A 23,715-nucleotide genomic window follows, 5' to 3' on the forward strand; every position below is an offset into this window, starting at 1 on the left:
TGGATCGTGGCGACGGGATCGGCCAGAAGTGGTCAGATTCCGTGCTTCTTCAGAATCGCCTCGATGTCGCTGAAGTCGTCACCGCCCGCCGCGGCCCCCGACGGGGGCGTGGACACGACGCCGCGCGAGGGCGCCGAGGCGGTCGGCGCGACGGCCGCCCGCTCCGCTCTCCCGCCCGTCTCCTTCCGTCCGCCCCTGCGGCGCTCCACCGCCCGGGTCGTGCCGAACAGGATCCACGCCAGGCCCAGCACGCCGAAGCCCGCCCAGGCGACCGGACTGAACGCCGTGTCGACGATCCAGGCAACGGCACCCGTCATGACGAGCCCCAGGGGCACCAGGGAGTAGGCCGCGATCCGCGCCGCGGAGAGGAAGCGCTTCCGGTACGCCGTGATCGCGGCGACGCCCAGGCCGGCCGCGGCCACCGCGGAGCAAACGGTCTCGGCAAGCATGCGGTCCTCCTGATCGCGGGCGATACGTCCCTTCCATCCTGCACCGCCCCGCCCGTCCGGGGCCATGCCCCGAGCCCCGTCTCAGGGAGATCTCCGGGTCGTCCCCGCCGGGATCTCCTCCCCAGGTCCCGGTTGGGGCACCCCCGGGCCTGCTGGGAGACTGCTCCCATGAGCGACACCACCACCGCACCCGCCTCCCCCGTCGTCCTGGAGGCCTGGTTCGACCTCCAGTGCCCCGACTGCTTCCGGGCGCTCGACGACGTCCGCGCCCTGCGCGAGAAGTACGGCGACCGGCTCGACGTCCAGCTGCGCCACTTCCCCCTGGCGAAGCACAAGCACGCGTACGCCGCCGCCCAGGCCGCCGAGGAGGCGACCGATCAGGGCAAGGGCTGGGCGTACGTGGAGGCGCTGCTGGCCCGCACGGAGGAACTCGGCGAGCGGGGCGAGCCGGTCCTGCTCGACGTGGCGAGGGAACTCGGCCTGGACGCCGAGGAGTTCGACACCGCCCTGATCGACGGCCGGCACCTGCTGACGGTCGACGCGGACGAGGCCGAGGGCAAGGCCGTCAAGGTGACCGGCACGCCGACGTACGTCATCGGCGGCGAGCGTCTGGACGGCGGCCAGAGCCAGGACGGCCTGCGGGAACGCGTCGAGTCGATCGCGGACCGGCTCCTCAACGGCTGAGCCGACGACCGCGCGCACGGCAAGGGCGGACGCCGGCGCGCACGGCAAGGGCGGACGCCCGCGCGCCCGCCCGCGCGCGGCCGGGCGCCGTCACAGCAGCGGCTTGGCGCTGTTGACGTACGTCGTGCGGTAGCCGAGCGACGCGTAGAGCCGGAGCGCCGGGGTGTTGCCCGCGAAGACGTGCAGGCCGATCCGGGTCTCGCCGGCGGCGAGGGCGACGCGCTCGGCCAGCAGCATCAGCGCCCGGCCGTATCCCCGGCCGCGCTGGTCCTCGTCGACCTCCACCTCGTACACGAACGCCGTCCACTCCCCCGGCTCCAGCTCGATCCGGCCGGTCCACAGGACGCCGACGGGGCGGCCCTCGCGCACGACCACGTGGACGGCGACGCCGGGCGTCTCGAGACCCCGCGGGAGATGCCTGCGATGACTGTCCTCGGCCTTGGCCCGCGCCTGCTCCTCGGGGACGCCGCGGTCGATCCAGCTCTGCGCGAAGCCCGCCTTGGCGCGCGCGGACCACGCGTCGAACTCCGGGACCGTCATCGGCCGCACCTCGACGCCCTCCGGCAGCGCCGGCGGTTCGGCGGGCAGCTCCCTGACCATGTTCCGGCTGCGCTCGGTGTAGCCGAGCGCGTCGGCCATCCGCAGCGCCGCCTCCGCGTCGGCGGGCACCGAGATCTGCGCCTCGGCGCAGCCCCAGGAGCGCAGCACCTCCTCGGCGGCGAGCGCCGCCACCGTGCCCCGTCCCCTGCGCCGGTCCGGCTCGTCGACCCGCAGGGCCTCGATCACGCCGGAGGCGGCGCCGAAGCCCTGGTCGGTCCTGAGGTGGACGCTGCCGACGCGGCGGCTGTTGACGCACACGTCGTAGGTGCGGGCACGGCCGCCGTCGGGCGTCTGCTGAAGCGGCCCGGCCGGCCGCAGGGTGGTGGTCATCACCGGTGTTCTACCCACCCCGCGGCCCGCCGTCATCACCTTTTTCCGGCTCCGCGCGCCGTGGAGCGGGGCGCGGTCAGCCGAGGCGCGGGTCCCGGTCCGCGGCGGCGCGCTCGTCGAAGATCCGCATGGCCTTGGCCGTGACGGGCCCGGGGGCCGGGGTGAGGACGCGGCCGTCGACCCGGTGGACGGCCTGGACGTCGCGGAGGGTCGAGGTCAGGAAGATCTCCTCGGCGCTCTCCAGGACGTCCATCGGCAGATCGGTCTCCACGGCGCCGGTCCACTCGACGGCGAGGGCGCGGGTGATGCCCGCGAGGCAGCCGGAGGAGACGGGCGGGGTGTGGATCCGGCCGTCGAGGACGACGAAGACGTTGGAGCCGGTGCCCTCGCAGAGCCGTCCCACGGTGTTGCCGAACAGCGCCTCGCTGGCGCCCTGTTCGCGCGCCTTCGCGAGGGCGACGACGTTCTCGGCGTACGAGGTGGTCTTTAGCCCGGTCAGGGCGCCGCGCTCGTTCCTGGTCCAGGGGACGGTGATCACGGCGGTGGAGTCCGGGCGCCGGGCGGTCCCGCCCAGGGCGACGACGAGGCTGGGGCCGGAGTCGCCGCGCTCGGAGCCGAGCGGCGAGAGCCCGCCGGTGTACGTGATGCGGAGGCGGCCGAGCTCCGTCGGGTTGGCCTCCAGGACGGCGGCGCAGGCGCGGCGGACCTCGTCGAGGTCGGGGTCGGGGAGGCCGAGACCGCGCGCGGAGCGGGTGAGGCGCTCCAGGTGGAGCGTGAGAGCAAACGTTTCACCACGCTCGGCCTTGACGGTCTCGAAGATGCCGTCGCCGACGGTCAGTCCGTGGTCCAGGACGGAGACCAGGGCGGTCTCCGCGTCGCGCAGTCCGCCGTTGACCCAGAGTTTCATCGAGAGATGGCCTTTCCGCTCGCCTCGTAGGCGCCTGACTCGTAGCCGCCCGACGCTATCGCGACCAGCCGGGCGGCCTTCAGCTCGGTCTCCTCCCATTCGCGCTCCGGGTCGGAGCCCCAGGTGATGCCGGCCCCGGTTCCGAAGCGCAGGACGCCCTCCGGCCGGTCGATCCAGAAGGTGCGTATGCCGACGGCGAGCTCCGCGGTGCGCGCGTCGGCGTCGACCCAGCCGATGCCTCCGCAGTACGGGCCGCGGGGCGCGGTCTCCAGGGCCTCGATGATCCGCAGGGCGCTGGACTTGGGCGCGCCGGTGACGGAGCCGGGCGGGAAGGTGGCGGCGAGCAGCTCGGGCCAGCCCGCGCCTTCGGCGAGGCGGCCGGTGACGGTGGAGACGAGGTGGACGAGGCCGGGGTGCTCCTCGACGGCGCAGAGGGCGGGCACGGCGACGGAGCCGGTCTCGCTGACGCGCCCCAGGTCGTTGCGGACCAGGTCGACGATCATCACGTTCTCGGCGTGGTCCTTGGGGAGGAGGTCGGCGGCGGTCCGGCCGGTGCCCTTGATGGGGCCGGAGGAGATGAGCGCGCCCTCGCGGCGCAGGTACAGCTCGGGGGACGCGGTGGCGATCTCCACGCCGTGCGCGGGGAGCCGGATCGTTCCGGCATAGGGGGCCGGGTTGCCGCGGGCGAGCAGCGCGGTCAGGGCGTCGACGTCGGCGCTGGCCGGGTCGGGCAGCGGCGCGCTGAGGACCCGGCAGAGGTTCGCCTGGTAGACCTCGCCGCGCGCGATGTGCTCGCGCACGCGCCGGACGCCCGCGACGTACGCGGCGCGGTCGAGCGAGGACGTCCAGTGACCGGCCCGGGGGCCGGTCCAGGCACCGGGGACGGGCGCGGGCACCGGGTCGCGGCGCACGTCGCCGAAGCGGGCGCAGGTGAGGCGGCCCTCGAAGTCCGCGCAGACGGCCCAGAAGCCGGAGGAGTCGAGCGCCTCGGGGTCGTGGGTGACGTCCCGGAGGTCGGTCGCGACGAGGCCGCCGAAGCGGGCCAGGGGAGCAAGGTCGTGCACGGCTCGAGTCTAGGTCGGGCGGCGGCGGGGCGCGGGGGCCGCGGCTGGAGGGCCGGGTGCGGGTCCGAGGGGAGGCGCGCGGCGGGGGCGCGCCGCGACCCCGGGAACACGGCGAGTGAACGCCGCGCGAACCTCCCGTCGCACCGACGGCGGGGCGCGCCCGGGCGCCCGGCTCGGTGCGCAGGTCAGCACGCTGCGGAAACGCGTTTTTGTACTGGCCCAGGAATCCGCTAGAGTTCAACACGTCGCCGGGACGCGCAAGCGAAACGGAAACGACAAGCGGACGTGGCTCAGTTGGTAGAGCATCACCTTGCCAAGGTGAGGGTCGCGAGTTCGAATCTCGTCGTCCGCTCGATGTGGGGGATCTTCCCGAACCCCTGTATTCACTCCTGGTGGAGTGGCCGAGAGGCGAGGCAACGGCCTGCAAAGCCGTCTACACGGGTTCAAATCCCGTCTCCACCTCCAAGGACGATTAGCTCAGCGGGAGAGCGCTTCCCTGACACGGAAGAGGTCACTGGTTCAATCCCAGTATCGTCCACTGGACCTTCGGGTCCTGGATCTTCGGGTCCCCCGCGCGATTAGCTCAGCGGGAGAGCGCTTCCCTGACACGGAAGAGGTCACTGGTTCAATCCCAGTATCGCGCACGCAGCACCACGTACCCTCGGGTGCGCCCGCGCGATTAGCTCAGCGGGAGAGCGCTTCCCTGACACGGAAGAGGTCACTGGTTCAATCCCAGTATCGCGCACCCCATGGAAGAAGCCCCCGGCCGCAGCTCGCGGCCGGGGGCTTCTTCGTCGTGCCCGCCCCTGCCGACGGCCGGGAGGCCGGCGCCGCCCGGACGACGGCGTCGGCCTTCCGGTGCGGCTCAGGAGGAGAAGAGCATCCGGCCGAAGCCGCGCTGGCGGTAGTGACCGCCGTGGTGGCCACCGTGGTGCGGGGCACCCCAGGCGGGGGCGGCGGGGGCGGGCTGCGCCGGGTAGGCCGGCGGGGCGGGCGGGGCCTGCTGGGCCCACTGGGACTCCAGCCGGGTAAGGGCCTCCAGCTCGCCGTAGTCGAGGAAGATCCCGCGGCAGCCGCTGCACTGCTCGATCTGGATCCCGTTGCGGTTGTACGTGTGCATGGCCGCATGGCACTTGGGACACTGCATGCTCGGCTCAACTCCCTGACGGTCGCCGGTCGGATGGTCGCTTCACCCTACGGGGACGCGGAAAGGGACGGGAGCGGTTCAATCCCCGGCGATGCGGGCGCAGGTGTCGATCATCACCTGCTCGACCTCGTCGAGGGGCCGGTCCTCCACCCTGGACTTGGCGAGGGCCAGGGCGGCGGTCTGCACGGTCAAGGCGCGCGCGGGCAGGTCGAGTCGGGACCACGGGTCGGGGCCGACGGCCGGGCCGCCGGCCGCCTCGTACGCGCCGAGGAAGCGCGCCCAGACGTCCGGGGGCAGCAGACCGGCGGCGAACCAGGCGGCGGGGCGGGCCAGGTCCCAGGCCGGGTCGCCGATGCCGAGGTCGTCGATGTCGATCAGGCGCCAGGGGCGGTCGACCGGGTGCCGGGCGTCGCGGACGAGCTGGCCGAGGTGGAAGTCGCCGTGACAGAGGAAGCCGGGGACGGTGGCCCCGAAGTCGGCCCCGGCCTCGGCGTCGGCGTCGGCGGGCACGGTCCTCCAGGCGCGCAGGACGGTGGCGGCGGCCGCGTGGTCGGGGGCCGTCGCCCGCATCCGGGCGACGGCGAGGGCGACCTTGAGCGGGGCGCGCATGGCGGGAAGCCGGGGCGCGAGCGCGGCCGGGGGCGGGGTGCGGTGGAGCAGGGCGAGGAGCCGGGCCGCCTCCTCCCAGGGTGCGACGTTCGGATCCTCGGGGTCGACGGGCGGCCCGTACGGCCAGACGGTCACCGGGCGGCCGTCGACTTCCGCGCCGACGGGCCCTCCGTCGTCCCGCGTTCCGGCGCGGGCGGCGGGTACGGGGAGCGGCAGCGGCGGCAGGAACACTCCGGCGACCGCCGGGTGGGCGGCGAGCGCCAGCCGGGCGCGGTGCGCCTCCGGATCGGTGCCTGGGGCGTGGGCCTTGGCGACGAGCGCCCCGTGGCGTACGACGGTCCCGTCCGCGCGGTCCGCCAGGACCCCCAGGTGCCCGCACGCGCAGCGGGTGCGGCCGCCGACGCCGTGGGCGGCGTCCCGCGCGAAGGCGGCGAGCCGCTCGGTCACGGGGTCCGTCGACGACGCCGGGAGCCGGGCGGGGGACGCGGACTGCGTCACCGGCCTCGTGGCGGGCGCGGGCGCGGCGGGGAGCGGCTGCTGGGCCGGGGACGGAGGCGGGGGCGGGGCGGCGGGGTCCACGGGGGGAGCGTACGCGGGCCGTCGGCGGAAAGCGCGAGAGCCGGTCAGCTCCCCAGCTGACCGGCCTCGCGTTGCCGTCCGCCGCACCCCCGTCCCCACGGGGCTGTTGGCCGGATGTCCCCGACCCGGGCCGCTCTCCCGGGTCCGGGGCGCCGTTCAGCGCCCCAGCATCACGCCCACGGACGACGCCTGTGTGACCACTGCATCCCAGCCGCCGAAGACGACGACGAGCAGGGCCGCGAGAGGGAGGACCATGGCGGTCGCCACCAGGGGGTGCCGGTGTCCCGAGGGACGGGCGGTCGACCGCGGTGCCGTGTACGCCATGGTTCCTCTCCTGTCGTGTTCTGGCGCGGCGGGTGCGTGACCTCGGGGGACGAGTGCTGCACCCGCCGCTCGACATCAACACTAGGGAGCGCGGGGCGCCGGGACGTCATGCCCGCGTACCGACTTCCGGGCCTCCGGGAGGATGACGCGCCCCCCTCCGGAGTACTCCCCTGGGTGGAGACGGCGGCCGCCGTCTGGGGGTCTTCCCGGAGGGGATCGCCGGGGCTCCGGGACGGCGCGGGGTGACCTCGCTCACGTCGGCCCGCCCCCTGCCGCACGGGGTGCGGCGGCACCGTCGGCCGGGGCGTCCGGGGGACGCGGACCCTCCTCTTCGACACGACGTCAATTGGGCTTCGGGGGAAGGTCGTTGGGGAGTGGGCCGGGGCGACAGAGGCGGCCTCGTACCCCTCAGCACTGACAATCGATCCCGGTGCGAGGGCGCGGCCTATGAGCACGCGAGGGCGGCACTACGTAAGCTGTGCCACGTCGAACGGACGAGGGGACGGACATGGCGATGATGCGGCTCCGGCGCGAGGATCCGCGGATCGTCGGGTCGTTCCGGCTCCACCGCAGGCTGGGGGCCGGCGGGATGGGGGTCGTGTACCTCGGGTCCGACCGGCGGGGTCAGCGGGTGGCGCTGAAGGTCATCCGGCCCGACCTCGCCGAGGACCAGGAGTTCCGCTCGCGCTTCGCCCGCGAGGTGTCGGCCGCCCGGCGGATCCGGGGCGGCTGCACGGCCCGGCTGGTCGCCGCCGACCTGGAGGCCGACCGTCCCTGGTTCGCCACCCAGTACGTGCCCGGGCCCTCGCTGCACGACCGGGTCGCCGAGGAGGGCGGCCTGCGGGCCGCGGACGTCGCCGCGATCGGTGCGGCGCTCTCGGAGGGCCTGGTCGCCGTGCACGAGGCCGGGGTCGTCCACCGGGACCTGAAGCCCTCGAACATCCTGCTCTCCCCCAAGGGCCCCCGGATCATCGACTTCGGCATCGCCTGGGCCACCGGGGCCAGCACCCTCACCCACGTCGGCACGGCGGTGGGCTCGCCCGGCTTCCTCGCGCCCGAGCAGGTCCGCGGGGCCGCGGTCACGCCGGCCACGGACGTGTTCTCGCTCGGAGCCACCCTGGCGTACGCGGCGATGGGCGACTCGCCCTTCGGACACGGAAGTTCGGAGGTCATGCTCTACCGCGTGGTGCACGAGGAGCCGCAGCTCCACGGGGTGCCGGACGCTCTCGCCCCGCTGATCAGGGCCTGTCTGGCGAAGGACCCGGAGGACCGCCCGAGCACGCTCCAGCTGTCGATGCGGCTCAAGGAGATCGCGGCCCGCGAGGCCCAGGGGCTGCCGGCCTCCCGTCCGCCCGTGCAGCGGGACCGGGCCGAGGAGCGGAGCACGATCCGGCCGACGGAGCGGTACACCGAGCGGGACACCCGGGGCCGGGACGCGGAGCGCGGTACGGAGCGGGGCGCGGAGCGCGCCTCCGAGCGGGGACGCGGCCCGTCCCCGTCCTCGCGGCCCTCGGCCGGGCCCCGCACGGGCGGCTCGCGCGGTCCGCAGTCGCGGGCCGGGACGAGGCCGGGTGCGCGTACGACGTCGACGGGCCGCCGGCCCGCCAACCCGCGGCTGCTGCGGCAGCGGCTCTTCGTCTTCGTGGTCGTGACGCTGATCGTGGCCCTGGGCATCGCGGCGGCGCAGGCCCTGCAGGGCTGACCCCGGGCGGGGCGTCCCCGGCCGGGCGGGGCCTGGACGGGCGTTCCCCACGGGCGGGGCCGGGGCGGGCGTCCCCGGACGGGCGTTCCCCACGGGCGGGGCCGGGGCGGGCGTCCCCGGACGGGCGGGGACGCGCGCCGGAGGTTCTACGACTCCGGGCGGCCGGTCGCGACCGCGTAGAAGGCCACGGCGGCCGCCGCGCCCACGTTGAGGGAGTCGACGCCGTGGGCCATCGGGATGCGGACCCACTCGTCGGCGGCGCGCAGCGCCTGGGGGGAGAGGCCGTCGCCCTCGGCGCCGAGCATCAGCGCCACCCGGTCCAGGCGGTGGGGGGCGGCCTCGTCGATCGGGGTCGCCTTCTCCGCCGGGGTGAGCGCGAGGAGCTTGAACCCCGCCTCCCGTACGGTCTCCAGACCGCGCGGCCAGCTGTCCAGGCGGGCGTACGGGACGGAGAAGACCGCGCCCATCGAGACCTTGACGGAGCGCCGGTAGAGCGGGTCCGCGCAGTCCGGGGAGAGCAGGACGGCGTCCATGCCGAGCGCGGCCGCGCTGCGGAAGATGGCGCCGATGTTGGTGTGGTCGTTGACCGACTCCATGATCACCACGCGGCGGGCGTCCGCCAGCAGCTCGCCGGCGTCCGGGAGCGGCTTGCGCTGCATCGAGGCGAGGGCGCCCCGGTGCACGTGGTAGCCGGTGACCCGCTCGGCGAGCTCGGGCTGGATCGCGTACACCGGCGCCGCGGCCTCGTCGATGACGTCGCGCATGACGTCGACCCACTTGGCGGACAGGAGCATGGACCGCATCGCGTACCCGGCCTGCCCCGCCCGGCGGATGACCTTCTCGCCCTCCGCGATGAACAGGCCCTCGGCGGGCTCCCGCCTGCGGCGGAGCTCGACGTCGGTCAGGCCGGTGTAGTCGCGCAGACGGGGGTCGTCGGGGTCGTCGATCGTGATGAGTTCGGCCACGTGGTGATACTGCCTTGTCCGGGTGGGGTGCCAATGGGGGCGACGGGGTTCCGTCACCCGCGGTTACTTCGTGAGCTTGTCCGGCCCCTCGGCGACCACCGGTCCGATCACGATGACGGCCGGCGGACGCACCTCCTCCGCCTTGACGACGTCGGCGACGGTCGCGAGCGTGGCGTCCACCCGCCGCTGGGTCGCGGTGGTGCCCTCCTGGACCAGGGCGAGCGGGGTGTCGGGGGCCTTGCCGTGGGCGACGAGCGCCTCGGCGATCTTCCCTATCTTGTCGACGCCCATGAGGATGACGAGGGTGCCGGTGAGCTTCGCGAGCGACGCCCAGTCGACCAGGGAGCGCGGGTCGTCCGGGGCCACGTGGCCGCTGACGACGGTGAACTCGTGGGCGACGCCCCGGTGGGTGACCGGGATGCCGGCGGCGCCGGGCACCGAGATCGAGCTGGAGATGCCGGGCACGACCGTGCAGGCGATGCCCTCGGCGGCGAGCGCCTGGGCCTCCTCCATGCCGCGGCCGAAGACGAAGGGGTCGCCGCCCTTGAGCCGGACGACGGCCTTGCCGGCCTTGGCGTGCTCGACGAGCGCGTTGTTGATGGCCTCCTGGGCCATGAAGCGGCCGTACGGGATCTTCGCCGCGTCGATCACCTCGACGTGGGGCGGCAGCTCGTCCAAAAGGTCGCGGGGGCCGAGCCGGTCGGCGATGACGACATCCGCCTCGGCGAGCAGCCTGCGGCCGCGGACGGTGATCAGGTCGGGGTCGCCGGGACCGCCGCCGACCAGGGCGACGAACGGCGTACGGGCGCGGTGCGCCGGAGCGGCGATCGAGCCGTCGCGGAGCCCCTCCACGATCGCGTCGCGCACGGCGGCGGAGCGGCGGGGGTCGTGGCCGGTGAGCACCGCGACGGTGACGCCCGCGTCGCGGCCGGTGGCCGGGGTCCAGGCGGTGGCGGCCTCGGCGTCGTCGGCGCGCACGCACCAGGTGCGGGTGCGCTCGGCCTCGGCGGAGGCGGCGGCGTTGGCGGCCGGGTCGGTGGTGGCGACCAGGGCGTACCAGGCGTCGGCGAGGTCTCCGTCCTCGTACCGCCGCTTCACCCAGGAGATCTCGCCCGCCTCGGCCATCGCCTCCACGGAGGGGGTCGCGGACGGGGAGATCAGCGTGATGCGTGCGCCCGCGGCGATCAGGGCGGGGAGCCGGCGCTGGGCGACCTGGCCGCCGCCCAGGACGACGACGCGGCGGCCGGCGAGGCGCAGTCCGACGGGGTAGGCGGGGTGCTCGGCGTTCTCGGCCATGGGTGAGCGGCTCCTCGGAGAGCGTGGCGGTGCGGACGAGGGTGCCGCTGCGGCGGTGAAGCGGCTCGTGCGTGGTCCTGCACGGTCGTGCGTGGTCGTGCGTGGTCGGGCACGGTCGTACACGGTGGTGCGTGGTCGTACAGGGTCACGATATCCGTGACCTCGGGCAGGCAGGGTGTGACAGATGTCCCGCGCACGTTCCCCGCGGATCTGCCCCGCCGCGTCCGCCCGTCGCCGCTTGCGCGGAGCGACGGGGGGACGGGCCCGTGGCTTACTTCTCGGTGACGCCTGCCGAGTCGAACGTGGCCACCTCGTGCATCGCGCGGGCGGCGCTCTGCACCAGGGGCAGGGCCAGCAGCGCGCCCGTGCCCTCACCGAGGCGGAGGTCCAGGTCGACCAGGGGCCGCAGGCCCAGCTTGTTGAGGGCCGCCACGTGGCCCGGCTCGGCGCTGCGGTGGCCGGCGATGCAGGCCGCGAGCGACTCGGGCGCGATGGCCCGGGCCACGAGCGCCGCCGCACCCGTGGAGACGCCGTCGAGGATGACCGGCGTGCGCAGCGAGGCCGCGCCCAGGATCAGGCCGACGAGCGCCGCGTGCTCCAGGCCGCCGATCGCCGAGAGGACGCCGATCGGGTCGGCCGGGTCCGGCTTGTGCAGGTCGAGGGCGCGGCGGACCACGTCCACCTTGCGGGCGTGGGTCTCGTCGTTGATGCCGGTGCCGCGCCCGGTGACCTCGGCCGCGTCGACCCCGGTGTAGACCGAGATCAGGGCGGCGGACGCGGTCGTGTTCGCGATGCCCATCTCGCCGGTGAGGAGGGCCTTGTTGCCCGCGGCCACGAGGTCGCGGGCCGTCTCGATGCCGACCTCGATCGCGGCCAGCACCTCCTCGCGGGTCATCGCGAGGCCGGTGGTGAAGTCGCCGGTGCCCGGGCGGACCTTGCGCGGCAGGAGTCCGGGGGTGGCCGGGAGTTCGGAGGCGACGCCCACGTCGATGACGCAGACCTCGGCGCCGACCTGGTGGGCGAAGGCGTTGCAGACCGCTCCCCCGCCGAGGAAGTTGGCCACCATCTGGCCGGTGACCTCCTGCGGCCAGGGGGTGACGCCCTGGGCGTGGACGCCGTGGTCGCCCGCGAAGATCGCGACGGCGGCCGGCTCCGGGATCGGCGGCGGGCACATCCGGGAGAGACCGGAGAGCTGCGCGGAGATGATCTCCAGCATGCCGAGCGCGCCGGCCGGCTTGGTCATGCGCTTCTGGCGCTCCCACGCCTCGCCGAGCGCCTTGGCGTCCAGCGGGCGGATGTTAGCGACGGTCTCCTGGAGCAGGTCGTGCGGCTCCTCGCCGGGCAGGGCGCGGCGGCCGTACGTCTCCTCGTGGACGACCCAGGCGAGCGGGCGGCGCTTCGACCAGCCCGCCTGCATCAGCTCGGGCTCGGCCGGGAACTCGTCGACGTAGCCGACGCAGAGGTACGCGACGACTTCGAGGTGCTCGGGGAGGCCGAGGGTGCGGACCATCTCGCGCTCGTCGAAGAAGCTGACCCAGCCGACGCCGAGGCCCTCGGCGCGGGCGGCGAGCCAGAGGTTCTCGACGGCGAGCGCCGAGGAGTACGGGGCCATCTGCGGCTGCGTGTAGCGGCCGAGGGTGTGGCGGCCGCCCCGGGTGGGGTCGGCGGTCACGACGATGTTCACCGGGGTGTCGAGGATGGCCTCGATCTTCAGTTCCTTGAACTGCTTGGCCCGGGCCTTCGGCAGCGACTCGGCGTAGGCCTCGCGCTGGCGCTGGGCGAGCTCGTGCATCGTCTGCCGGGTCTCGGCGGAGCGGATGACGACGAAGTCCCAGGGCTGGGAGTGGCCGACGCTGGGGGCCGTGTGGGCGGCCTCCAGGACCCGGAGCAGCACCTCGTGCGGGATCGGGTCGGAGCGGAAGCCGTTGCGGATGTCGCGGCGCTCGCGCATGACGCGCAGGACGGCCTCGCGCTCGGCCTCGTCGTAACCGGGCGCCGGAGGACCGACCTCGGCGGGGGCCTCGGGGGAGACGTCCGCGGGGCCTTCGGCGGAGACGTCCGCGGGGGCCTCGACGAGCGCCTCCGCGGGCACCTCTTCCGGGACCCCGGTGGGCAGCTCTTCGAGGGACTCCGGCTGCTGCGCGACGGGCTCGGCCTCGTGCGCGACCTCGACGGGCTCGGGCTGCACGGGCTGCTCGGGCCGTACGGCGGGCTCGGCGACGGCCTGGGCGGGCTCGGGCTGTACGGCCTGCTCGGCGGCGTCCTCCGCCACGGCGGGGACCTCTTCGGCCTGCTGCTCGGCCGCGGCGTCCTCCGCCACGGGTGCGGCCTCGGCCGGGGTCTCGACGGGCTCCTCCGGGGCGGCGACGGCCTCGGGCTGCTCGGCTGCCTGCTCCGGGGCGGCCTGCTCCTGCGCCGGTACGTCGTCGGTCTCGGCGGCGACGGGCGCGGCGACGGGCTCCGCGACCTGCGGCTCGGCCTCTGCCTCCGCCTCGGGGGCGACCGGCTCGGTCGGTTCGGCGGCGGGCTCGCCCTCGCGCGGGGCGGGAACGGTCGCCTGCGCCTGCGGGGCGGGGGCCTCGGCGGGCTCCTCCGGCGCGGCGACGGCCTCGACAGCGGCCTCGGCCGGTGCGTCGGCGGGCTCCTCGACGGCGGCATCGGGCGCGACCGGGGCCGCTTCGACCGCCTCGACGGGCTCCGCGGGCTCGACGGGCCGCTCGGGCGCCTGCTCGACGGGCTGCTCCACGACCGGGGCTTCGGCCTGGGCCTGGGCCGGAACCTGGACCTCGGCCTCGGCCTCTGCCGGGGCCTGGTCCTGGGCCTGCGCCTCCGGGGCCGGCGTCGGGGCCAGGTGCGGGGCGGTCGGGACGCTGCCCTCGACCTGGACGAACTGGCCGGCCGCCGGGACGACCGTTTCTGCGGGGAACTCCGGGGCCTCCTGGGGCGCCTGGGGCTGCGCGGCCCACGGCTCGGCGCCCTGGGGGGCGAGCTGCTGGTCCTGCGCGATGTCGAAGTACTCGGGGCCGGTGGTGGGCGGCCCCGGGTTCCGTACGGGCATCGGCGCGGTCGCGGTCGCCACGACCGGCTCGGGCGCGGGCGCGGCGGCGTGGACCGGCGCGGGCTGCGGGACCGGAGCGGCGGCCGGGCCGCGGTCCGCGAGGGAGCGGACGACGCCGGTGCCCTCGGGCACGGGCGGGCCCATGTGGAGCGGGCGGCGCGGCGGGGCGGCGGCCGGCGGCGGGACGCGCACGCCGCCGAGGTCGACGGAGCCGGAGTCGCGGCCGGCGGCCTCGTGGGCGCCGGTGTCGAGGATGCCGGGCTCGTAGCCGTGGGCGGTGGCGGCGGGCTCCTGCGGGGCGAGCGGGACGCCGTGCGCCGGGGTGCCCTGGACCTGCTGCGGCGCGAGCGGGACGCCCTGCGGCGGCGTCGCGGACGCCGGGGCGGTCAGCTGGTCGGCGAGGACGGCCGACTCCTGGTACGGACCGGTCAGCGGGTCCGGCAGGGGGCCGGTCAGCGGATCGGGGAGGGGATCGGTGAGCGGGTCGCCCGTCGGGGCGACGGCCTGCGGCGGCGCGGCGGGGGCCGCCTGCGGCTCGGGGGCCTCGGCGTGCGCGGCCGGCGCGTGCGGGACGCCCTGGTGCGGCAGCGCCTGCTCGGGGAGGCCGGGGGCGACGGGCGGGGCCGGCACGGCGACCGGCGGCGCGGGCACGGCGCCCGGCGGGTGCTCGCTCCAGGCGCCCTGGGCGCCCGGCATCAGGAGCAGGTCGTCGTCCTCGGCTGCGTTCTCGGAGGGGTCCAGGAAGGTGTACGCGCCCGGTGCGGGGATGCCCGGCTGCTCGACCATGCCTGCGTTCTCCGGCAGCCCCTCGCCCGGGACCTGGCCGGTGTCCGTCATGCGTACCCCTCGCCCATCGGTTGTGCTCCTACAGACCTGCGCCCGTCCACAAGAACGAGCGTGCGCGCCGCGCGGCACGAAGAACGCGGACACCCAAGCATTGTCGCGGCCCTCGGCCATCGTGGCAGGGAGATCCGCCACGGTGCGCTGTGGACTGCGCCACGTCGCGCGGTCCCCCCGTTGCTCCGTACCACAACAGCCAGCCAAAACGGACGTCAATTCAGGACATTGACGAACGAATTGCCGAACGCTGGGGCCCGGTACAACAATCGGCCAGCCTACCTCGCCCAGCGGGGCGGCACGGTCACGGGGCGCGGTGGATCCGGCGGCCGGAGAGCAGGAACACGACCGAACGCCCGCGCTCCGACCAGTCGTCGGGGTCGAGGCCGACGGTCTGCAGGAGGAGGGTCTCGACCTCGTACCCGCCGTCGGTGAGGGCGGCTGCGACGGACTCGGCCGCGTCGCGGGTGGAGGCGTGGGCCACGATGCGCTCGGGGCGCCGGTCGGTGCAGGCGGTGACGACCGGGACGCCGCCGGCCCCGATCCGTACGACGTCGGGCTCGGGCAGGCTCTCCAGGACGTGCGGGGCGCTGCCCCGGACGGTCTGGAGCGGGACGCCGAGGCGGCGGGCCGCGCCCTCGGTGCGGCCGCAGGCGGCCGGGTCGGTGTCCACGGCGATGACGGCGGCGCCGAAGCGGGCGGCCTCGACGGCGAACGCGCCGCCGCCGCAGCCGATGTCCCAGACGAGGTCGCCGGTGCGCGGGCCGAGGCGGGCCAGTTGGGCGGCGCGCAGGGTGGGGTCCTCGCCCGGCGCCTCCTCCGGGGCCTCGCCCGCGCGGAGCGGGGCGGCGGCGGGGGCGGGGGCGGCTGTGGGCGTCGTACCGCCGACCGGCTCGGGGTCCCCGGAGCCGTACTCCTCCGCGGGCAGTCCCCAGCCCCGTACGGAGCGGGTGGCCGGATTCTCGCCCATCAGCCAGGGGCCGCCGGTGGCGCCGGAGCTGCCGCCGCCGATGACGAGGACGACGTTCGGGTCGCGCCAGGTGTGGTCGGCGGCCTTGTCGGAGGTGAGGACGGAGACCTGCTCGCGGTCGGTGCCGAGTTCCTCGCACACGACGAAGGTGCGGTGCACCCCGTCGAGGAGCAGGGCGAGTTCGGCGGGGCCCGCCCCGGGCGAGGTCAGCACGGCGACCTTGGGGTGGGCGCGGCAGACGTTCACGGCGCGGCGCAGGGTGCGCTGGTGGGCGACGACGATCCGGGCGTCGTCCCAGGGCATGCCGGCGCGGGCGAAGGCGGCGGCCACGGAGGAGACGGCGGGGACGACCTCGACTTCGAGGCCGTGCTCGGGGGCGCGCAGGGTGCGGACGACGCCGAAGAAGCCGGGGTCTCCGTCGGCGAGGACGACGGCGGTGCCGCGGTGGCCGGCGATGCGGCGGGCGGCGAGGTCGACGCTGCCGAGGCGGACGCGCTCGGCGCTCGGGGGCACTTCGGGCAGCGCGAGGTGGTGGCCGGCGCCGGCCACGAGGGTGGCGGCGGAGAGCGCGGACCGGGCCGCCGAGGTGAGGGGCGAGCCGTCCCAGCCGATCACCGTGACGCGGTCGGCCATCGTCGTCTGTCTCCTGTGGTGTTGGCGCAGGTCGGGGGCGTTTCGAGGGTACCCGGACACGGCGGTGGCCCAGCTCGCCACCACTCCGCCCGTCGGGGCTCAGCTCCAGTCGGCGAAGGACGAGTAGCCCGCGTCGGCCATCTGGTCGGCGACGCCGTCGAGGTCCTCGGGGAGCAGGCTCCACACGATGAGGTCGGTGCGGACCTCGGTCCAGTCGCCGGCCTCGGTCTGGCTGCGCGCTATCCAGGCGTTGCGGAGCACGCCCTCGCTGATGCAGCCGATCTTCTGGGCGACCTGCTGCGAGGCGGTGTTGTCGGCGGCGGTGCGCAGTTCGAGGCGCTCGAAGCCGCGGTCGCCGAAGAGCCACTGGGCGACGGCGAGCACGGACTCGGTGGCGTACCCCTCGCCGCGGGCCCAGGGGGCCGTGACGTACGCGACCTGGGTGGCGCGGATGCGCCAGTCGGTGCCGTGGAGGTGGACGGTGCCGACCAGACGCTGCGTCAGGAACTCGGTGACCGCGAAGACGATGCCGCGGCCTTCGGTTCTCTCCGCAGGAGCGATCCTGCGCACCCAGTCCTCGGCGTGGGAGCGGGTGTAGGGGTGCGGAACGGAGGTCCAGGCCGTGACGAGTTCGTCGTTCATCATCTCGACGAAGGCGGGGAGGTCGGCCTCTTCGTACGGGCGCAGCACCAGCCGGTCCGTGCTGATGGAGATGTCCGGAAAGGTGGTAGTCATGCGCAGCTCCATGCTGTGGACCGTCCGAATCGACCGTGAACGCACAGCATGCAGCATGCGGTCGCCGGTGCGCATGGCCGGGTCCGATGTGGCGTCAGTTCGTGCCGGGTGCGGCGAAGGCCCCGCGCACCGGACGGGATGCGGGGGCCTTCGTCACAACGACTGTACTGCGGGACCTACTTCGCGACGGCGCCGAAGGCCGGGACGACCGAGCCCTTGTAGGTGTCCTCGATGTACTTCTTCACCTCGGGGGAGTTGAGGAGCTCGGCGAGCTTCCGCACGCGGGCGTCCTTCTCGTTGCCCTCCTTGACGGCGAGGAAGTTGGCGTACGGGTTGCCGTCCGACTTCTCCAGGACGAGGGCGTCCTTGGCGGGCTGGAGCTTGGCCTCGATGGCGTAGTTGCCGTTGATGACGGCGGCGTCCACGTCGTTCAGGGCACGGGGCACGGTGGCGGCCTCCAGCTCCTTGAACTCCAGGCCCTTCTTGTCGGTGATGTCGGAGAGCTTGGCGTTGGTGCCGACGCCCGGCTTGAGGGTGATGAGGCCGTTGTCGGCCAGGAGCTGGAGCGCGCGGCCGCCGTTGGTGGTGTCGTTGGGGACGGCGACGGTCTGGCCGGGCTTGATGTCCTTCACGGACTTCAGGCTCTTCGAGTAGAGGCCGAGCGGCTCCAGGTGGACGTTGACCACGGGGACGATGGTGGTCTTGTTCTTCTGGTTGAAGTCGTCGAGGTACGGCTTGTGCTGGAAGAAGTTGGCGTCGACCTGGCCGGACTGGGTGGCGGTGTTCGGCAGGACGTAGTCCGTGAACTCCTTCACCTCCAGCTTCAGGCCGGCCTTCTCGGCCAGGTTGTCCTTGACGTAGTTGAGGATGTCGGCGTGCGGCGTCGGGGACGCGGCGACGACGAGGGCCTTGTCGGCGGCACCGGCGGAGTCCTTGGCGGACGACGGGTCCGAGGAGGTGCCGCAGGCGGTGAGGCCGACGGCGAGGGCGGCGGTGGCGGCGATGCCGGCGGTGAGCTTGACGTTCTTACGCACGAAGAGTGCCTCTTTCCGGTGGAGCGGTGGTCGCCTGGACAACAAGTCCGGGCCTGTTCGTCGAAGGGACGAAGTTCGGGGGGTGGGGGGGCCGCGAGGGGTTACGCGGTGCGGCCCCTGCGGGCGAGGAGTCGTACGACTCCGTCGCCGATGAGCTGGACGACGGTCACGATGAGCACCAGGACGACGACGGTGACGAGCATGAACGTCGTGTCGAAGCGCTGGTAGCCGTAGGTGACGGCCTTGGAGCCGAGGCCCTCGCCGCCGACCGCGCCGGCCATCGCCGAGTAGCCGATGAGGACGATCACGGTGGTGGTGACGGCCGAGACCAGGGAGGGCAGGGCCTGCGGGAGCAGCACCTTGCGCACGATGGTGGGGATGCCGCCGCCCATGGCCTGGACGGCCTCGACCAGTCCGTGGTCGACCTCGCGGATCGCGGTCTCGACGAGGCGCGCGAAGAAGGGGATGGCGCCGATGGCGAGGGGCACGATCATCGCGGTCGGGCCGATGAAGGTGCCGACGACGAAAGTGGTGAAGGGGATCAGGGCGATCAGCAGGATGATGAACGGCAGCGAACGCCCGATGTTCACGATCGCACCGACGACCTTGTTCACCGGCCGGTTCTGGAGCAGTCCGCCCTTGTCGGTGAGGACGAGGAGGATGCCGAGCGGCAGGCCGCCGAGCACGGTGACGAAGGTGGCCCACAGGACCATGTAGAGGGTGTCGACGGTGCCCTGCTCCAGCAGGGGCCGCATCTCGTCCCAGGTCACTTGGCACCTTCCTTGACCAGTGCGGGCGCGGTGGCGGCCGGCGCCGCCGCGTGCTCTTCGGCGTCGTCTTCCACGAGCTCGACCTGGAGCCCCTGCTCGCGCAGGAAGCCGACCGGGACGACGTTGTCCTCGTACCGTCCGGGGAGCTCGATCCGCATCCGGCCGATCTGCCGGCCGCCGACGGTGTCCATCGCCGCACCGAGGATCGAGATGTCGATGTTGTACGTGCGGGAGAGCTGGGAGATGACCGGCTGGGTCGCGGCCTCGCCGTGGAACGTGACGTCGACGACGGTGCGGTCGGGGCCGCCGGCGTGGCCGCTGACGGGGAAGAGTTCGGCGGCGAGCTCGGAGCCGGGGGTGGCGAGCAGCTCGCTCACGGTGCCGGACTCGACGACGCGGCCCTTCCGCATCAGCGCGGCCGAGTCGCAGATCGTCTTGACGACGTCCATCTCGTGCGTGATGAGGAGGACGGTGAGGCCGAGCTGACGGTTGAGGTCGCGCAGCAGCTGCAGGATGGAGCGGGTGGTCTCCGGGTCGAGCGCGCTGGTGGCCTCGTCGGAGAGGAGGACCTTGGGGTTGCCGGCGAGGGCGCGGGCTATGCCGACGCGCTGCTTCTGGCCGCCGGAGAGCTGGCCGGGGTAGGCCTTGGCCTTGTCGGCGAGGCCCACGAGGTCGAGGAGTTCGAGGGCCCGGCGGGTGCGCTCGGCGCCGGAGACGCCGAGGATCTCCAGGGGGAGTTCGATGTTGTCCTTGACCGTGCGGGAGGACAGCAGGTTGAAGTGCTGGAAGACCATGCCGATGCTGCTGCGCGCCCGGCGGAGGTCCTTGCCGGCGCGGCGGCCCTTGCCGGCGAGGGCGGTGAGGTCGACGCCGTCGACGGTCACGGTGCCGGAGGTGGGGCGTTCGAGGAGGTTGACGCAGCGGATGAGCGAGGACTTGCCGGCGCCGCTCTGGCCGATCACGCCGAACACCTCGCCCTCGCGGACGTGGAGGTCGACGCCGTCCAGAGCGGTGACCTGTCGGCCGCGCGACTCGTAGACCTTGGTCAGGCCCGAAGTGGTGATCACAGGGGTTTCCGTCACTGTCGAGTGCGCGACGCGGGGTCCGCCGTGCACGGGGCATTCGTCTTTCGGACAGTCAGGCGCACGGGAGGCCGTTCCGGCCGGCTGGTGGCCGGGGAGCGGCGGTGCGCGGGGCGGGCACGGTCCGGCGCCGGGTGGCGGGCGGATCGGCTCGGCCGTCGGGGTCTCGCTTCGGGGCGCGAGACTCTGGCGGGGGCCCTCAGATGGCGCACATTCGACACGTACAACGAGCACCGGGCGTCGTGTTCGCCTCGGTCGCAAGGGTGCGGCTGCTCGTCGTGGTCATGTCTGCAAGTAAAACATGCGCAGCTGCGAAGGGAAGCAGGGTGTCCGAATAGCGGACGTCGATGAGACGCTCTGCGGACACCCCGGTCCCCGCGCCGCCCCGCCCCGCTCCCCCGTACGTGGCCTGTGCGTACGGGGGAGGCGGCGCGGGCCCGCCCGCGGCGGTGGCCCCTCCCGGTGGCGCCGGGTGTGGCCAAGACCACGGTCCCCCGGGGCCCGGGCGGCGGGGGGCGGGCGCGTCGGGCGTTTCGGACCGTAATACCCTCGGGCGCATGCTTGACGCCCTGACGGTCGCGGTCTCCGTGGCCGCGCTCGCCCTCGCCGCCTGGTGCGGCTTCGCCGCGTACCGGGACCAGCCGACCAAGGACTGGCACTTCATCGGCATGGCCGTGGTGACGTTCCTGGTGCTCGTCCAGCTGATCGTCGGCATCGTGCAGCTGGCGCGCGGCGAGAAGGCGGAGGAAGGGGCCACGATCTTCGTCGCCTATCTCCTCGGCGCGCTGTGCGCGGTCCCGATCGCCGGCTTCATGTCGCTGGCGGAGCGCAGCCGCTGGGGTTCGGCGACGGTGGCGGCGGGCGCGGTCGTGCTCGCCGTGCTCGAGGTGCGTCTGTTCGACATCTGGACGGTGGGCTGACCATGACCGGGACGCGGGAGCGGGAACAGGAGCGGCAGCGGCCGGGCGGCGCGAGGACCCGGCTCGTCACGGGCCCTGGCATGCTGCTCGTCTGGCTGTACGGGGTGATGTCGGTCGGCGCGGTCTCGCGCTCGATCTACGAGATCGCGACGAAGTTCGACGCGGCCCCGCTCGCGTACACCCTGTCGGCGGTGGCGGCGGTCGTCTACGTCTTCATCACGTACACGCTGGTACGGGGCGGGGAGACGGCCCGCAGGGCGGCGCTGGCGTGCTGCGCCGCCGAGCTCACGGGCGTGCTGGTGGTGGGGACGTGGACGCTGGCCGATCCGTCGGCGTTCCCGGACTCGACCGTCTGGTCGGACTTCGGTTACGGGTACGTCTTCATTCCGGTGCTGCTGCCGCTGAGCGGCATCTGGTGGCTGCGCCGGTCGCGCGCGGCGACGGCCGGCTGAGTCAGGCGGCCTTCTCCAGGGTCACCAGCGTGAGCCTGGGGCCGACCTTCTCGGTGCCGACCTGGGCGTACCCCTTGCTGCGGTAGAGCCGCAGGTTGCCGTCGCTGCGGTGGCCGGTGAAGAGCTGGAAGCGCTTGGCGGCGGGCTCGGACGGGGCGGCGTCGGCGGCGAAGTGGCGCTCGATGCCGTCGAGGAGCCGGCCGCCGAGGCCGTGGCGCCGCATGCGCGGGTGGACGATCAGCTTGGCGATGCGGACGGTGCCGTCCTCGTCGAGGCGGGCGCGGACCGAGGCGACGACCTCGTCGCCGAGCCGGGCCACGAGTCCGTACCCCTCGTCGAGTTCGGCGCGCAGGTCGGCGAGCGACTGGGTGAGCGGCTCGATGGACCAGTCCCCGTACAGCTCCGCCTCGCTCTGGTAGCAGAGGTACTGCAGCTTCAGGATGTGCTCCGCGTCCCGCGCGTCCGCTGCTGAGATGGTCACACTCAGGCCCATGTGTGCACGCCTCCCGCTCATCTGGTCACCCGACGGTCTACCGCACCCTTCCCCGTCGGCCGGGCGCGGGAACCTCTGCCGCGAGCATTCTGCGCAGGCATCCCAGGCAGCGGGAACGCATCGGCCCCAGACTGCCCTGTGAGATACCCAACTCTCCTGCGATTTCGCGGTAGGTGGGGTCGGCGGGGTCGAGCATCGCCGTCAGCAGCCGGGGGCAGCGGCCGGGCGTCCGGGTGACGGCGGCGCGTACGGTGCGCCGCCGTTCGGCGACGAGGGCGGAGCCCTCCGGCGAGCCGGGCGCCTCCGTGTCACCGGGGGCGGGGGCCGGTTCGTCCCGGTAGGGGCTTTCCCGCAGGGCGGCGCGGCGGCCCCGGCGGGCCTCGGCGCGGACGGCCCGGCGCAGCCAGTCGGCGGGGCGTTCGGGGGCGCCGTCCTGCCGGATGCGTTCCAGGAGGCGCAGCCAGACGGCCTGTTCGAGGTCGTCGGGCTCGACTCCGGCGGCCGCGGCCTCGGCCCGGGACTCGGCGGCGAGGAGGGGCGTGAGGGTGCTGAGCAGCGTTTCGGGGGTGGTCATGCCCGCCACGATGCGGGGCGGGCGCGGACCGGTTGCGGGCCCGGCCCGAAACCACCCGGGTGGGGGTACGGGCCGGGCACGGGGCTTCACCGGCCTGGTGGGCACGGGCCGGGGCGGGACACCGGTGCCGCCGCCCGCGGTGGGCCGTGGACCGGGCCGCCGGGCGTCAGCGGCGGGCGCCGGGCGTCAGCGGCGGGCGAAGTCCGCGGCGGCGAGCAGCGCGGTGTCCGGGTTGTCGGAGAAGATGCCGTCGATCCCGGTGGCCAGGTAGCGCTTCAGCGCGCCGAACGAGTCGCCGTAGGCCGTCGGGTCGGTGCCCCTGCGGTGGTCGGCGGGCAGGAAGCTGTTCTCGTTGCGGTGGGTGTACGGGTGGAGGATCAGGCCCTCGGCGTGGGCGTCCCGCACCAGGGTCGTCGGGGTGCCGAGCCTGCCGGTCGCGTCCTTGGGGATGACCAGGTCGAGGAGCGGGCCGATGCCCTGCGCGTACGAGGCGATCCAGGCGAGGCCCTCCGGCGTGATCAGGTCGGCCACGGTGCGCGGGTCGCCGGTCTGGCGGAAGTCCCACGGGCGGTCGTCGGCGGTCCACAGCAGGACGACGCGCGGGGTGGAGACGAGCTTCGCCATCCGCTGCATGCTGGTCGGCTCGAAGGACTGGAGGAAGGTCGGGGAGTCGGCGCGGTGGCGGCCGTAGCGGCGCAGCAGCTTCGCGAGCCGCTCCTCCAGGCCGAGGCCGATCGAGCGGAAGTAGGTGGGGTGCTTCGTCTCGACGTGCAGCCAGATCTCGCGGCCCCGGCGGCGGCCCTCCTGCTCGGCCCAGCGCAGCACCTCCTCGAAGGTGGGGACGGTCCACCGGCCGTCGTAGAGGGTGTTCTCCTGGCGGGTGCCCGGGATGCGCTCCTTGGCCCGCAGGGTCTTCAGCTCGGCGAGCGTGAAGTCCTCGGTGAACCAGCCGGTGAGGGAGGTGCCGTCGACGCTCTTGGTGGTCCTGCGGGAGGCGAACTCGGGGTGGTCGGCGACGTCGGTGGTTCCGGTGATGTCGTTCTCGTGGCGGCAGACGAGGTGCCCGTCCTTGGTGGGGACGAGGTCCTGCTCGATGACGTGGGCGCCGAGGTCGAGGGCCAGCTGGTAGGAGCCGAGGGTGTGTTCGGGCCGGTAGCCACTGGCGCCGCGGTGGGCGATGACGGTGGGGACGGGGAGGGAGCGGTAGCCGCGGTGGCGGTCCGCGCGGTCGGCGCCGAGGGCCCTGCCCCCGTCGTCCGCCTGTGCGGTGCCGGTGGTCGTCAGCGCCGCGGAGGCGCCGAGGACGGCCGCTCCCGCCGCTCCGATAACCGTCCGTCGTGCCGGGGTCGGGCGCGCGCCCTGTGTCATGGAGTGCCTCCTGTGTCCTGCCCCACACCTGTGGGAGCGCCCCCGACGGTAGGCAGCGCGCCCCTACGGGCGGCGGACCTGGGGGGAACATGGCGGAAACACGCGTCAACACCGTGTATCCACTCGGTGAACC

22 protein-coding genes and 5 tRNA genes are annotated in these 23,715 nt (G+C 74.3%); 9 read left to right on the top strand and 18 right to left on the bottom strand.

What is annotated here, in order from left to right:
• Window positions 1–32: 32 nt before the first annotated feature.
• Entirely contained in the window at window positions 33–449 is a 417-nt protein-coding gene (locus ACWDVG_RS12110) for a hypothetical protein (protein ID WP_451698719.1), read from the bottom strand.
• 168 nt (window positions 450–617) lie between these two features.
• Between ACWDVG_RS12110 and ACWDVG_RS12115 the strand changes: the two genes are divergently transcribed.
• Window positions 618–1,133, top strand: a complete 516-nt coding sequence (locus tag ACWDVG_RS12115) for a DsbA family protein (RefSeq protein WP_451698721.1) — start codon at window positions 618–620, stop codon at window positions 1,131–1,133.
• Between the two features lie 90 nt (window positions 1,134–1,223).
• Here the strand turns inward: ACWDVG_RS12115 and ACWDVG_RS12120 are convergent, their stop codons facing one another.
• From ACWDVG_RS12120 to ACWDVG_RS12130, 3 genes are all read right to left on the bottom strand, one after another.
• A complete protein-coding gene (locus tag ACWDVG_RS12120) occupies window positions 1,224–2,063 on the bottom strand; it encodes a GNAT family N-acetyltransferase (protein ID WP_451698723.1) in 840 nt (279 codons plus the stop codon).
• 76 nt (window positions 2,064–2,139) lie between these two features.
• A complete protein-coding gene (locus ACWDVG_RS12125; protein WP_451698725.1) occupies window positions 2,140–2,970 on the bottom strand; it encodes an aminotransferase class IV in 831 nt (276 codons plus the stop codon).
• On the bottom strand, window positions 2,967–4,034 hold the full coding sequence (locus tag ACWDVG_RS12130; RefSeq protein WP_451698727.1) for a chorismate-binding protein: 1,068 nt from the start codon (window positions 4,032–4,034) through the stop codon (window positions 2,967–2,969). The genes ACWDVG_RS12125 and ACWDVG_RS12130 overlap by 4 nt, the downstream gene beginning before the upstream one ends.
• 279 nt (window positions 4,035–4,313) lie before the next feature.
• Between ACWDVG_RS12130 and ACWDVG_RS12135 the strand changes: the two genes are divergently transcribed.
• The 5 genes from ACWDVG_RS12135 to ACWDVG_RS12155 all read left to right on the top strand — a co-directional run bounded on the left by ACWDVG_RS12135 (window position 4,314) and on the right by ACWDVG_RS12155 (window position 4,779).
• Window positions 4,314–4,386: transfer RNA gene (locus ACWDVG_RS12135), tRNA-Gly, on the top strand.
• A 39-nt stretch (window positions 4,387–4,425) separates the two neighbouring features.
• Window positions 4,426–4,499: transfer RNA gene (locus ACWDVG_RS12140), tRNA-Cys, on the top strand.
• A 1-nt stretch (window position 4,500) separates the two neighbouring features.
• Window positions 4,501–4,572, top strand: a tRNA-Val gene (locus tag ACWDVG_RS12145).
• A 34-nt stretch (window positions 4,573–4,606) separates the two neighbouring features.
• Window positions 4,607–4,678 (top strand) — tRNA-Val (locus ACWDVG_RS12150).
• Window positions 4,679–4,707: 29 nt separating this feature from the next.
• A tRNA-Val gene (locus tag ACWDVG_RS12155) sits at window positions 4,708–4,779 on the top strand.
• A 120-nt stretch (window positions 4,780–4,899) separates the two neighbouring features.
• On the opposite strand, the gene ACWDVG_RS12160 is transcribed toward ACWDVG_RS12155, so the two are convergent.
• From ACWDVG_RS12160 to ACWDVG_RS12170, 3 genes are all read right to left on the bottom strand, one after another.
• On the bottom strand, window positions 4,900–5,181 hold the full coding sequence (locus ACWDVG_RS12160; RefSeq protein WP_451698729.1) for a TFIIB-type zinc ribbon-containing protein: 282 nt from the start codon (window positions 5,179–5,181) through the stop codon (window positions 4,900–4,902).
• A 78-nt stretch (window positions 5,182–5,259) separates the two neighbouring features.
• Complete coding sequence (locus ACWDVG_RS12165) at window positions 5,260–6,237, bottom strand: phosphotransferase family protein (protein ID WP_451698885.1); 978 nt, start codon at window positions 6,235–6,237, stop codon at window positions 5,260–5,262.
• Window positions 6,238–6,525: 288 nt separating this feature from the next.
• A complete protein-coding gene (locus tag ACWDVG_RS12170; RefSeq protein ID WP_451698731.1) occupies window positions 6,526–6,693 on the bottom strand; it encodes a hypothetical protein in 168 nt (55 codons plus the stop codon).
• A gap of 508 nt (window positions 6,694–7,201) precedes the next feature.
• Here ACWDVG_RS12170 and ACWDVG_RS12175 point away from each other — a divergent pair.
• The gene (locus ACWDVG_RS12175) at window positions 7,202–8,395 is read left to right on the top strand and encodes a serine/threonine-protein kinase (RefSeq protein ID WP_451698733.1); all 1,194 of its coding nucleotides are present in this window, start codon (window positions 7,202–7,204) and stop codon (window positions 8,393–8,395) included.
• A 146-nt stretch (window positions 8,396–8,541) separates the two neighbouring features.
• On the opposite strand, the gene ACWDVG_RS12180 is transcribed toward ACWDVG_RS12175, so the two are convergent.
• The 8 genes from ACWDVG_RS12180 to ACWDVG_RS12215 form a co-directional block, all read right to left on the bottom strand.
• Window positions 8,542–9,360 (bottom strand): TrmH family RNA methyltransferase, encoded by an 819-nt coding sequence (locus ACWDVG_RS12180; protein ID WP_451698735.1) that lies wholly within the window; start codon window positions 9,358–9,360, stop codon window positions 8,542–8,544.
• 63 nt (window positions 9,361–9,423) lie between these two features.
• Entirely contained in the window at window positions 9,424–10,656 is a 1,233-nt protein-coding gene (gene cobA, locus ACWDVG_RS12185) for a uroporphyrinogen-III C-methyltransferase (RefSeq protein WP_451698736.1), read from the bottom strand.
• 271 nt (window positions 10,657–10,927) lie between these two features.
• Window positions 10,928–14,551, bottom strand: coding sequence for a nicotinate-nucleotide--dimethylbenzimidazole phosphoribosyltransferase (cobT, locus tag ACWDVG_RS12190; RefSeq protein WP_451698738.1), 3,624 nt, complete (start codon window positions 14,549–14,551; stop codon window positions 10,928–10,930).
• Window positions 14,552–14,855: 304 nt separating this feature from the next.
• Complete coding sequence (gene cbiE / locus ACWDVG_RS12195) at window positions 14,856–16,154, bottom strand: precorrin-6y C5,15-methyltransferase (decarboxylating) subunit CbiE (protein WP_451698740.1); 1,299 nt, start codon at window positions 16,152–16,154, stop codon at window positions 14,856–14,858.
• Window positions 16,155–16,253: 99 nt separating this feature from the next.
• A complete protein-coding gene (locus tag ACWDVG_RS12200) occupies window positions 16,254–16,901 on the bottom strand; it encodes a GNAT family N-acetyltransferase (protein ID WP_451698742.1) in 648 nt (215 codons plus the stop codon).
• Between the two features lie 164 nt (window positions 16,902–17,065).
• Complete coding sequence (locus ACWDVG_RS12205) at window positions 17,066–17,923, bottom strand: MetQ/NlpA family ABC transporter substrate-binding protein (protein ID WP_451698744.1); 858 nt, start codon at window positions 17,921–17,923, stop codon at window positions 17,066–17,068.
• A 101-nt stretch (window positions 17,924–18,024) separates the two neighbouring features.
• The gene (locus ACWDVG_RS12210; protein WP_451698746.1) at window positions 18,025–18,693 is read right to left on the bottom strand and encodes a methionine ABC transporter permease; all 669 of its coding nucleotides are present in this window, start codon (window positions 18,691–18,693) and stop codon (window positions 18,025–18,027) included.
• Window positions 18,690–19,760 (bottom strand): methionine ABC transporter ATP-binding protein, encoded by a 1,071-nt coding sequence (locus ACWDVG_RS12215; protein WP_451698748.1) that lies wholly within the window; start codon window positions 19,758–19,760, stop codon window positions 18,690–18,692. Before ACWDVG_RS12215 ends, ACWDVG_RS12210 begins: the two co-directional genes overlap by 4 nt.
• A 572-nt stretch (window positions 19,761–20,332) precedes the next feature.
• On the opposite strand from ACWDVG_RS12215, the gene ACWDVG_RS12220 reads away from it, so the two are divergent.
• Window positions 20,333–20,695: a hypothetical protein gene (locus ACWDVG_RS12220; protein ID WP_451698750.1), complete on the top strand. Its 363-nt coding sequence runs from the start codon at window positions 20,333–20,335 to the stop codon at window positions 20,693–20,695.
• A gap of 2 nt (window positions 20,696–20,697) precedes the next feature.
• On the top strand, window positions 20,698–21,147 hold the full coding sequence (locus ACWDVG_RS12225; protein ID WP_451698752.1) for a hypothetical protein: 450 nt from the start codon (window positions 20,698–20,700) through the stop codon (window positions 21,145–21,147).
• Window position 21,148: 1 nt separating this feature from the next.
• Here the strand turns inward: ACWDVG_RS12225 and ACWDVG_RS12230 are convergent, their stop codons facing one another.
• From ACWDVG_RS12230 to ACWDVG_RS12240, 3 genes are all read right to left on the bottom strand, one after another.
• Window positions 21,149–21,640: a GNAT family N-acetyltransferase gene (locus tag ACWDVG_RS12230; protein ID WP_451698753.1), complete on the bottom strand. Its 492-nt coding sequence runs from the start codon at window positions 21,638–21,640 to the stop codon at window positions 21,149–21,151.
• 37 nt (window positions 21,641–21,677) lie between these two features.
• Window positions 21,678–22,214: a sigma-70 family RNA polymerase sigma factor gene (locus tag ACWDVG_RS12235; RefSeq protein WP_451698755.1), complete on the bottom strand. Its 537-nt coding sequence runs from the start codon at window positions 22,212–22,214 to the stop codon at window positions 21,678–21,680.
• A gap of 186 nt (window positions 22,215–22,400) precedes the next feature.
• A complete protein-coding gene (locus ACWDVG_RS12240) occupies window positions 22,401–23,582 on the bottom strand; it encodes a glycerophosphodiester phosphodiesterase (protein WP_451698757.1) in 1,182 nt (393 codons plus the stop codon).
• Window positions 23,583–23,715: the final 133 nt, after the last annotated feature.

This window comes from Streptomyces sp. NPDC003327 (genome assembly GCF_053589515.1).

Bases quoted from the DNA above. Each gene is read 5' to 3' on its own strand.
- ACWDVG_RS12110 (WP_451698719.1), bottom strand. From the start codon at position 449: ATGCTTGCCGAGACCGTTTGCTCCGCGGTGGCCGCGGCCGGCCTGGGC.
- ACWDVG_RS12115 (WP_451698721.1), top strand. From the start codon at position 618: ATGAGCGACACCACCACCGCACCCGCCTCCCCCGTCGTCCTGGAGGCC.
- ACWDVG_RS12120 (WP_451698723.1), bottom strand. From the start codon at position 2,063: ATGACCACCACCCTGCGGCCGGCCGGGCCGCTTCAGCAGACGCCCGAC.
- ACWDVG_RS12125 (WP_451698725.1), bottom strand. From the start codon at position 2,970: ATGAAACTCTGGGTCAACGGCGGACTGCGCGACGCGGAGACCGCCCTG.
- ACWDVG_RS12160 (WP_451698729.1), bottom strand. From the start codon at position 5,181: ATGCAGTGTCCCAAGTGCCATGCGGCCATGCACACGTACAACCGCAAC.
- ACWDVG_RS12170 (WP_451698731.1), bottom strand. From the start codon at position 6,693: ATGGCGTACACGGCACCGCGGTCGACCGCCCGTCCCTCGGGACACCGG.
- ACWDVG_RS12175 (WP_451698733.1), top strand. From the start codon at position 7,202: ATGGCGATGATGCGGCTCCGGCGCGAGGATCCGCGGATCGTCGGGTCG.
- cobA (WP_451698736.1), bottom strand. From the start codon at position 10,656: ATGGCCGAGAACGCCGAGCACCCCGCCTACCCCGTCGGACTGCGCCTC.
- cobT (WP_451698738.1), bottom strand. From the start codon at position 14,551: ATGACGGACACCGGCCAGGTCCCGGGCGAGGGGCTGCCGGAGAACGCA.
- cbiE (WP_451698740.1), bottom strand. From the start codon at position 16,154: ATGGCCGACCGCGTCACGGTGATCGGCTGGGACGGCTCGCCCCTCACC.
- ACWDVG_RS12200 (WP_451698742.1), bottom strand. From the start codon at position 16,901: ATGGAGCTGCGCATGACTACCACCTTTCCGGACATCTCCATCAGCACG.
- ACWDVG_RS12220 (WP_451698750.1), top strand. From the start codon at position 20,333: ATGCTTGACGCCCTGACGGTCGCGGTCTCCGTGGCCGCGCTCGCCCTC.
- ACWDVG_RS12225 (WP_451698752.1), top strand. From the start codon at position 20,698: ATGACCGGGACGCGGGAGCGGGAACAGGAGCGGCAGCGGCCGGGCGGC.
- ACWDVG_RS12230 (WP_451698753.1), bottom strand. From the start codon at position 21,640: ATGGGCCTGAGTGTGACCATCTCAGCAGCGGACGCGCGGGACGCGGAG.
- ACWDVG_RS12235 (WP_451698755.1), bottom strand. From the start codon at position 22,214: ATGACCACCCCCGAAACGCTGCTCAGCACCCTCACGCCCCTCCTCGCC.
- ACWDVG_RS12240 (WP_451698757.1), bottom strand. From the start codon at position 23,582: ATGACACAGGGCGCGCGCCCGACCCCGGCACGACGGACGGTTATCGGA.